The 9,472-nt window shown below is 43.0% G+C and carries 7 protein-coding genes and 1 pseudogene; all 8 read left to right on the top strand.

Annotated features, from left to right (window positions below; all coding sequences use genetic code 11):
* Nucleotides 1-264, top strand: a pseudogene (locus ACESM0_RS10935) (thymidine kinase); the annotation flags it as partial.
* Entirely contained in the window at nucleotides 261-1,592 is a 1,332-nt protein-coding gene (locus ACESM0_RS10930) for a NupC/NupG family nucleoside CNT transporter (RefSeq protein ID WP_372906248.1), read from the top strand. The pseudogene ACESM0_RS10935 and the gene ACESM0_RS10930, both read left to right, overlap by 4 nt.
* A gap of 141 nt (nucleotides 1,593-1,733) precedes the next feature.
* Nucleotides 1,734-2,633: a peptidylprolyl isomerase gene (locus ACESM0_RS10925; RefSeq protein ID WP_372906247.1), complete on the top strand. Its 900-nt coding sequence runs from the start codon at nucleotides 1,734-1,736 to the stop codon at nucleotides 2,631-2,633.
* A gap of 23 nt (nucleotides 2,634-2,656) precedes the next feature.
* Complete coding sequence (locus tag ACESM0_RS10920) at nucleotides 2,657-4,057, top strand: peptidylprolyl isomerase (RefSeq protein ID WP_372906246.1); 1,401 nt, start codon at nucleotides 2,657-2,659, stop codon at nucleotides 4,055-4,057.
* Nucleotides 4,058-4,067: 10 nt separating this feature from the next.
* Nucleotides 4,068-5,063 carry an AAA family ATPase gene (locus ACESM0_RS10915; RefSeq protein ID WP_372906245.1) on the top strand — a complete coding sequence of 332 codons (996 nt, stop codon included), beginning with the start codon at nucleotides 4,068-4,070 and terminating at the stop codon, nucleotides 5,061-5,063.
* Nucleotides 5,064-5,102: 39 nt separating this feature from the next.
* Nucleotides 5,103-7,232 (top strand): hypothetical protein, encoded by a 2,130-nt coding sequence (locus ACESM0_RS10910; protein ID WP_372906244.1) that lies wholly within the window; start codon nucleotides 5,103-5,105, stop codon nucleotides 7,230-7,232.
* A gap of 311 nt (nucleotides 7,233-7,543) precedes the next feature.
* Nucleotides 7,544-8,263 carry an FKBP-type peptidyl-prolyl cis-trans isomerase gene (locus ACESM0_RS10905; protein WP_372906243.1) on the top strand — a complete coding sequence of 240 codons (720 nt, stop codon included), beginning with the start codon at nucleotides 7,544-7,546 and terminating at the stop codon, nucleotides 8,261-8,263.
* Between the two features lie 83 nt (nucleotides 8,264-8,346).
* A complete protein-coding gene (gene queG, locus ACESM0_RS10900) occupies nucleotides 8,347-9,294 on the top strand; it encodes a tRNA epoxyqueuosine(34) reductase QueG (protein ID WP_372906242.1) in 948 nt (315 codons plus the stop codon).
* The last annotated feature ends 178 nt before the right edge of the window (nucleotides 9,295-9,472 follow it).

Below are 9,472 nucleotides of genomic sequence, written 5' to 3'. Positions count from 1 at the left end.
TTCGAACCGATGCCCCAGCTTCTGGCCATCGCAGAGTTTGTCACCAAACTGCACGCCATCTGTTCAGAAAGCGGTATGATAGCCAACTTTTCACAGCGTGTAGTAGAAAATAAAGATAAAGTTTTGGTTGGAGAGAAAGACGCATACGAACCGCGAGCCCGCCACTGCTTTCGCCCGCCTGTTGACCAGAAACGAGGTAAATCGATCCCGGATATGAATACAAAAAAATCTACCATACAGCAACCAAAAGAAACAAACGCATGAACATTCTCCGCGGACTCATTGGAATGGCCGTAATTATTGGCATTGCCCTTCTTCTAAGTAAAAACAGAAAAGCCGTTAACTGGAAACTTGTTGGTACGGGACTGGGAATTCAGTTTATATTGGCTGTTTTTATTCTTAAAGGTTCTGATATGGCCGAAGTCTGGGCTCCACTGGGCTGGCCTAAAGCATTCTTCAGCTGGGTGTCCAGTTTTTTTGTTGTAGTACTCGATTTTACCACAGCAGGTGCAGAGTTTATTTTTGGTGATCTTGCTAAAAGCCCGGGAATGGAGGGCAGTTTAGGAAACTTCTTTGCATTTCAGGTGCTGCCAACTATTGTCTTTTTTGCATCACTGACTGCCATTCTATATCACTACGGTATACTTCAGAGAATTGTGAGCTTAATGTCGCGAGGAATGCAGAAAGTGATGGGTACATCCGGAGCAGAATCACTTTCTGTAGTTGCAAATGTATTTGTGGGTCAAACAGAGTCCCCTCTTGTTATTAAACCCTACATCAGCAAAATGACTCAATCTGAGTTATTGACTGTTATGACCGGTGGTATGGCTACAATAGCAGGTGGAGTTATGGCAGCTTATGTTCAGATGCTTGGTAACTCGTATTCTTTGGCCAATGATGTATCCCTTGATGTTGGACGCCTGCTTTTTGCAGAGCAGCTTTTGGGTGCAAGTTTGATGGCTGCTCCGGCGGCCCTGGTAATCGCAAAAATTCTTTATCCGGAAAATGCAGAACCGGCCACCAAGGGTGATGTAAAAATGAGTGTTGAAAAAACTGATGCCAACGGTATTGATGCGGCGGCAACGGGTGCAGGTGTTGGACTCAAACTAGCAGCTAATGTAGGCGCGATGCTTCTGGCTTTTATTGCGTTGCTGGCAATGGCAAATTACTTCCTTTTCGAAATAGGTGAAATCACCGGCTTCAACGCGCTGTTTCCAGGTTTTGATTTAACCATCGAAACCTTGCTCGGATGGTTGTTGGCTCCCATAGCCTTTCTCATGGGCGTGCCTTGGGCCGATGCTGTGAATATGGGTTCACTGCTGGGTACTAAGGTAGTTTTAAATGAATTTGTAGCTTATCTGCAGATGGCTGATATGGTTTCTGAGGGAACACTATCGCCTAAAACTATCACTATGGCTACATTTGCTCTGTGTGGCTTTGCCAACTTTTCATCAATCGCTATTCAGATTGGCGGTATTGGCGGTTTGGCACCCAATAGAAAATCTGATTTGGCCAGATTCGGACTTCTTGCAGTGTTAGCAGGAACGATGGCGAACATGATGACGGCAACTATTGCCGGAATTCTTTTTTGATTTCGATGTTAAATCATAATTCGTTGAATCAAATAGAATATATAGGCTATAATAATTTTATTTTCTTACCCCGTAATTAATGGTATTTTTCAAGGTCTATTGAAAATAGATTTTTAATGACGGTTAAACGTTTTCTACTCTATGAAGGTTAACCACTACCTATCCGTTTTACTTTTACTGACTCTTTTGCTTGGCGGCTGTGATACAAGTTTTCAACAAACTGACTCGCCCGTTCTCGCAAGAGCAGGTGGTGAAACACTGACTTTGCAGATGGCACTCGATGAGATTCCTGCATCCATACTGGAACAAGACTCTATTCAAGCTGTCGATCAGTTTACGGAGCAGTGGATCCAATCTGCTGTAACTGTAGAGCATGCGGAGAATATTGGCTTGGTTCGAACTCCGGAAGTGAATCGTAAAATTCAGCGTCTAAGACATCAAATTTTAGAACAAGCCCTAAAAGATTATATCATCGATAGAAATATCAACGATATTCAAGTTACACGTGAGGAAGCACAGACCTATTATCAGACTCATAAAGATCAGTTTACGTTAAATGAAAAGTATATTCGCTATAGACACATCACCACTCAAACAAGAACGGACGCAGATAATGCAAACCGGGCCCTAATACGAGGTGAGGACTGGAGGGATATTCTTGATGACTATAGCGTGAATCCGGATTTACAATTCAGGCAGTCGCAGCAGTTCTGGCCTATTTCTATGGCTGGAGGTGATATTTCTATGCTAAACAATTACCTTAATGTTATAGGGTTAACGGAGCGTTCTCCCATCTACTTTCACAGTGGCCAATATCATCTTGTTCAGCTGATGGAAGAGAGACCGGCAGGTGATAACCCTGACCTGGACTGGTTGATTCCGCAAATTGAGGAGTGGCTTAAACTTGAAAAAGCCCGCAGAATAACCAATAGTTATATACGTAATCTGTATCTTGAGGCGAACGCGAATAATGAAATAGATCGTAAGAACGTTACGGATATCGAACAAATACTATCTGATTACAAACTATCAACAAATTAATTAGCAACAGACTCTAGTTTATAATGAATCAATTTTTGAAACAGCTTCTCTTTTTTATTGCAATAATCTCACTTTTCACTTCTTCCCTTCTTGCGCAAGAAACGAATGTGGCAGATCGTATCATTGCTGTTGTAAATGATCGAATCATCCTGAAATCTGACGTGGACGAGGAAGTCAGTCAATATATGAATCAGGCAGAGGCACAAGGCCAGGAAATTAGTTTTGATGAAGATCTTTGGTATAGCGCTCTTCAAAGTATGGTAGACAACTACGTGATGCTGGAAAGAGCAAAGGTTGACTCTATCACCGTTTCTGATGAGATGGTAAACCGCCAAATGGATGCAAGAATTAACGACTTGATTCAGCAAGCGGGTGGTGAACGTGCTGTTGAAGAAGCGTTTGGGAAAAGTATCATACAGCTCCGGGCGGACTTCAGAGATCAGTTCCGCGAACAGATGGTTGTACAGCGTGTGCAACAGACGAAAATGAGTGAAATCAACATTACCAGACCTGAGGTTGAGAACTTTTTCAATGATATACCGGAAGAACAGCTTCCTACCATACCGGAACAGGTTGGAGTATCACAAATTGTTGTGATACCTCCTCCGCTTGATGATGCTCGAAGTGCTGCATTTCAGAAAGCAGAAGCCATCAGAGATTCGATCATAAACCATGGAAAAGATTTTGAAGAGATGGCAAGAAAGTACAGTGAGGACCAGTCAGCCCAGCGAGGCGGATCATTGCCGATGCTGTCTGTGAACGATTTGGTTGCAAATTATTCCGCTGCGGCAACCGCCATCGAGGTTGGAGAAATTTCTGAAGTAGTACGCACTGAATTCGGCTATCACATTATTCGGCTGGATGATCGTCGGGGTGATCAGATAGAAACCAGCCACGTTTTGATTGAAATTGATGAAGCGCTTGTTGATGAAGATCAGGCGATAGAGAAACTTAATTCTATTCGTGATAGCGTAATGAATCATGACAAGCGATTTGCCGATATGGCCAGAAGGTATTCTGAAGATGAAGAGACCAAAGCTCTAGGAGGACGAATTGTTAACAGGCAAACCGGTGAACGGCTCATACCGATTAGTCAGCTCGAGCCTGCACTTTACAGAATTGTTCTGCTACTGGAGGAAGAAGGCCAAATTTCTGAACCTCGCTCCTACAATCCACCACGTCAAAATGCTAGTAAAGCATTTCGAATCGTAAGATTGGATCGGCACATACCTGAGCATACTGCAAGTCTGGAGCAAGACTATGATCGTATACGAGAAATTGCCCTTCAACAAAAGCAGATGGAGGAGTTCAGAACCTGGCTTGAAGAGTTGAGAGATGAGGTATTCATAGAGTTTAAAATTCCTATGCCCGATGTAGACAGACTATCAGACCCCATGCAGGAACCCGAACCGGCTACACCTTAATTTGGAATAAATGAGTTCAGAAACACTTCAGGATCCGGTGGAAGCCGCTGAAAAATTTAGCAGTGCCGTATCAGCGATAAAAGATGAAATTTCGAAAGTGGTTGTTGGCCAGAGAGATGTTGTAGATCAGCTTCTGATCTCCCTTTTTTCCGGCGGACACTGTGTATTGGTTGGAGTTCCGGGTCTGGCAAAAACCCTGCTCATCCAAACTGTAGCCGAAACGATGAATCTTTCATTTAGTCGTATTCAGTTCACACCAGATCTGATGCCGGGTGACATCACAGGAACTGAAGTCATTGAGGATGATAAAAAGACCGGACGTAAGCATTTTAAGTTCATAAAAGGTCCTATATTTGCCAATATCGTTCTGGCTGATGAAATTAATCGAACACCTCCAAAAACCCAGGCTGCACTGCTTGAGGGGATGCAGGAGCATAAAATAACCGCCTCCGGACAGACATTTACACTTGATGATCCGTTTTTTGTGCTCGCTACTCAGAACCCGATTGAACAGGAAGGAACCTATCCCCTTCCTGAAGCACAGCTGGACCGTTTTATGTTTCATATTCATCTTAATTACCCACATCCGGATGAAGAGAAGCAGATTGTAAAACAGACAACCTCTGCCCAAAGAAAAAGGATTAATTCCGTACTGGAAAAGAGCCAAATTCTTGATTTTCAAAAACTGATCCGGGAAGTTCCAGTTCCTGAAAACGTATTAGACAAAACCATAAAACTTGTGACTCAAACGCGCCCGAAAACGGAACAGTCACCTGAATTTGTTGACAAATATTTAAGCTGGGGAGCCGGACCCAGAGCATCCCAATATTTGATTCTGGGTGCAAAAACAAAAGCTCTTTCTGACGGTCGATATAACGTTGAGTTGGAAGACATCAAAGCACTTGCCACTCCTGTACTTCGTCATCGTATAGTGACCAATTACGCGGCGGAAGCAGAAGGCCTATCAACGGTGGATATTATCAATCATCTGTTAGACAGACTCTAAAGACAGAAAAGCAGAATAAATCAAATGATCCGGTAGACTATGCAGATTGCATTTTTCCAGGGTATCAGTCCCATCTTGCCGGTAATTATTCTTTTTGCACTCGCAATTTTTACCACCGGAGTTTCTTACTTCACATACCGGAACCTGAAAAAAGGTCATCCGTTTAAAAAATGGACTTTAATCACGCTTCGGTCAGTCGCTTTTCTGATCCTGATCGCCCTGCTGTTTAACCCGTTTCTCTCATTTGAATCCGTCACAACTGAGTCTCCACAAATTGCGGTTTACTACGACAACTCCATAAGCACTTCTCTTGAAAAAGGCGACTACACCGGGCTCGAAATGTATCGTCAGCGAAAGGATCAGTTTACCGATTCAAGAGATCAGCGATTTACCTACTCGGAGCATCTGTTTGATACAGAAATTATTTCCGGCAGCGAATTAACTTCGGATGGCACTGGAACCCACATCAATGCAGTGATGAACCATATACTGGAGAATGAAAATCAGTATAAAGCTGCTCTGCTTATCAGTGATGGAATTTCTACACAGGGAAGAAATCCGGTGTTTACCGCTACTCAGCTCTCTATTCCTGTATTTACTGTTCCATTGGGAGATACCACAGCCGTTCGGGATTTGGCAATTGCGGAGGTCAACTATAATGACCCCGTCTATACCAATACCCTAAATCGTATTGAGGCAGAAATTCAGTATCAGCGAGCTGAGAATGAACAGACAGAGGTCAGACTCATTGAAAATGGAACGGTTGTTGAATCTGCTGAAGTAGATTTTCAGTCATCATCAGGAACTCGTCTCATTGAATTTGAAAGACAGTATAGTGAACCCGGTATTTACGATGTAACTGTAGAAGCCGTACCCCTTGAAAATGAGTTTACGACTGAAAATAACAGCTTCTCTTTCACCCTGGATGTTTTAGATGATAAAACCAGAATACATTCCATCGCTTTCGAAATTCATCCTGATGTAGCAGCAATCCGCAATCAGATCGCCACTGATATTCAAAATGAACTCATTCAAACTACATGGCTGGGCGGAGAGCAGTTTTCAGGTACGGACCCGTTTTCACCCGAGTTTAATCGGGATGAGGTTGATCTCTTCATAATCCATGGCGAACCGCCTGCGGATTCAGCTGTAGCAGACAGAATCGTAAACCTTTTTGATCAAAAACCTGTCATTTATTTTACACTTCCTTCATCATTTGATGGAACATCCCCCTTTAATGAGTTAAAAATCGCAACGCAAGAAACTACCGGTTCACCCATTGATATTCGACCGGTTAGAACATCATCAGATTTGTCTCATCCCCTGCTGGAGCTGACGATACCGCCTGAACGCTCGCTTCCTGCACTGAAATCCCATCAAAGCGAGTACTCGCTTTCGCCTGCCGGACAGACGCTGATCAGAGCAAATTTTCAGGGTACGGAGACCAATATTCCGGTTTTAGTTTCTGATGAAGGTGCGAATCGCCGACTGGCAACAGTGAACGCTTATGGATGGTATCAATATCGGGTAAATCGTCAGGATGATTCTGGACAGTTTTTCAAAAATCTAATGGATAACCTCGTTTCATGGGCATCCACTTCGCCCGACCGCAGAACTTTGACCATTGAACCTATAAAAAGTAACTATACCGAAAATGAAACAGTTCAAATTCGGGGAACGCTCATCAACGAAAGAGGTGAACCCGAGCAAAATGGCTCAATTGATGTAAAAATATTTAACATTAACGGTGAAACGGAGCTGAGTTCATTCAGATTGAGGCACACCGGTTCAGGGAACTACATCGCCGACATTGGTACTCTTCCAAGCGGGACATACAGAGCGGAGGGTTCTGCATTTTTAAATAACAGGGATCTGGGATCTGATGAGGCGCGAATAAATGTCGGGCAGTCAAACGTAGAAATCATAAATAGTCAGCGAGATGATGCAACGCTCAGAAGCATTGCACTGAATAGCGGCGGACTCTTTCTGGAAGATCTGAATTTTGACAGGTTCAACAACTTTTTAGAAGATCAGAATCTGTATGAATCGGTAGAAGAAATTTCTGTTACGCAATCCTATCTGAGAGAATACAACGCTATCTGGTTTGCACTGGTGATCCTTCTTTTAACGGCAGAGTGGGTTTTACGAAGATCACTTTCATTGCCTTAATTGACAAACCGACTCAATTTAAGTCATCCATTATTATTTAATCTAATCCATCTGTTCCCTGATACTTTCCATTAACTACACTATATTATACTACTTGTACAAACTTGAGTTTGACATTAATAAGTTGCCATTGTCAGTTTGAGTACAGTTTCGATCGCAGCATGCTCGGAATATCGCTCTATCAGACGCTCTGGATTTAGAATCACTCTTATTTCAAACTCAATTTACACGAATAAAGATTTTATATTTACACTTTATTAATTAATCGCAAATCAACAATCATAAATAATAACTTCAGAACGACGGATTTTATGAAATACATATTTCAAACAACAACTATACTGGCCATTACCGGCTTATTTATTTTTTCAGGATGCGAGTCAGAAAACTACAGTCCTGATGCTGATTTAAGTTCAAAAGCCGACAGCGTCAGTTACAGCATCGGATATCTTCAGGGCTCGGGAATGGCTCAGGAAGGATTAACCGATATCGAAATGAAAAACTTTGTTGCCGGATTTCAGAAAGCATTGGATGAAGAAGATCCGGAAATGGAAATGGCGGCCATGCAGCAGACAATTCAGTCCTACATGATGGAAGTACAGCAGCAACAAGAGATGGAGCGATCTGAGCAGGCTGAAGGACAGCAAGCCGAAGGACAGGCCTTTCTCGAAGAGAACGCTGAAAAAGAGGACGTAATGGTAACCGAGTCCGGACTTCAATACAGAGTTGTGGAAGAGGGAACCGGTGAGCGTCCTGAAGTTACCGATGAAGTGGAAGTTCACTATCGGGGTACTCTCATTACAGGAGAAGAATTTGACAGCTCATACAGCAGAGACCAAACCGCTACATTTCCATTAGACGGAGTAATACCCGGCTGGACTGAGGGTCTACAGTTGATGCGTGAAGGTGCAACTTATGAGTTCTTTATTCCTTCTGAACTGGCATATGGAACCAACCCACCTCCCGGAAGTATTATTCTTCCCGGTTCAGTTCTGATCTTTGAAGTTGAATTGATCGACATCAAAGAGTAATACTCTTTATTATCTTTTTTCAAAGTATGAGACGTGAGTCATAAAACTCTCACGTCTCATTTTTCATATCTCACATCTATCCTATGGATCCCCTCAAAAATACCGTTCATGTTCGTGCAAAAGCACTTGAACTGGGGTTTGACCGGTGCGGATTTGCCAAAGCCGGAAAACTGGACGAGGATGCCTTTCGGCTTGAAGAGTGGCTGAAAAATGGCAGCCATGGCAATATGGATTGGATGGAAAACTATTTCGATAAAAGAGTTGATCCAACGAAACTTGTTCCAGGAGCCCAGAGTGTGGTGAGCGTCATTGCGGGCTACCGTTTTAAAGAGAATGAGGTTTTTGATCAGGGGCACAACGCTCCGAAAATTTCTAAATATGCCAGAGGCCGGGATTATCATAAGCTTTTCAAAAATCGCCTAAAGCATCTTTTTCAATACACGCAGGAACTCATCGGCGACATAAACGGCCGAATTTTTGTGGATTCTGCACCGGTTCTTGATCGTGCATGGGGAAGACTGGCCGGAAACGGCTGGATCGGTAAAAACAGCATGCTGATGAATAAAACGCACGGCTCCTGGTTTTTTATTGGAGAGATGATTATTGATGTTCCTTTTGTGTACGATGGTCCCGAAACCGATCACTGCGGTTCATGTACAAAATGCATTGACGCATGCCCTACTGATGCTATCTATGAGCCACAAAAAGTGGACGGCAGCAAGTGTATCTCCTACCTAACAATCGAGATGAAGGAGACGATGCCGGATGAATTCAAAGAACAGCTTGGCGAATGGATGTTTGGTTGTGATATCTGCCAGGATGTATGCCCCTGGAATCGGAAAGCTGAATACGGATCATATGATGATCTGAAACCACGGGAAAAGGTTCTCTACCCTGCCGATCGAAAATGGAGTGAAATCACAAAAAAAGAGTTCAACGATATATTTGAAGGGAGTGCAGTTCGCAGAGCTACTCATCGATGGTTTGTGAGAAATGCCCGGATCGCAGAGAAGAATCTTGATATAGATTGATTTATTACCTGCAAGATAAATAACGCGTCCGTTCAAGCTTGTCGAGAACTCCGTGATATAAATAAGAGCTTCTCGATTACATTACGGTTCACTTCGATCACCTTCATTGCACTCGAAGTGACGTAATGTGTTATACGGTATTTAATGTATTTATAGTCAATTCGAGACTGCCTCTGCT

Source organism: Rhodohalobacter sp., assembly GCF_041686455.1.
In the GTDB taxonomy this organism is placed as follows: Bacteria; Bacteroidota; Rhodothermia; order Balneolales; family Balneolaceae; genus Rhodohalobacter.
This window is presented reverse-complemented; position numbering and strand designations above follow the sequence as displayed.

Bases quoted from the DNA above. Each gene is read 5' to 3' on its own strand.
- queG (WP_372906242.1), top strand. From the start codon at position 8,347: ATGGATCCCCTCAAAAATACCGTTCATGTTCGTGCAAAAGCACTTGAA.
- ACESM0_RS10910 (WP_372906244.1), top strand. From the start codon at position 5,103: ATGCAGATTGCATTTTTCCAGGGTATCAGTCCCATCTTGCCGGTAATT.
- ACESM0_RS10920 (WP_372906246.1), top strand. From the start codon at position 2,657: ATGAATCAATTTTTGAAACAGCTTCTCTTTTTTATTGCAATAATCTCA.
- ACESM0_RS10930 (WP_372906248.1), top strand. From the start codon at position 261: ATGAACATTCTCCGCGGACTCATTGGAATGGCCGTAATTATTGGCATT.
- ACESM0_RS10905 (WP_372906243.1), top strand. From the start codon at position 7,544: ATGAAATACATATTTCAAACAACAACTATACTGGCCATTACCGGCTTA.
- ACESM0_RS10915 (WP_372906245.1), top strand. From the start codon at position 4,068: ATGAGTTCAGAAACACTTCAGGATCCGGTGGAAGCCGCTGAAAAATTT.
- ACESM0_RS10925 (WP_372906247.1), top strand. From the start codon at position 1,734: ATGAAGGTTAACCACTACCTATCCGTTTTACTTTTACTGACTCTTTTG.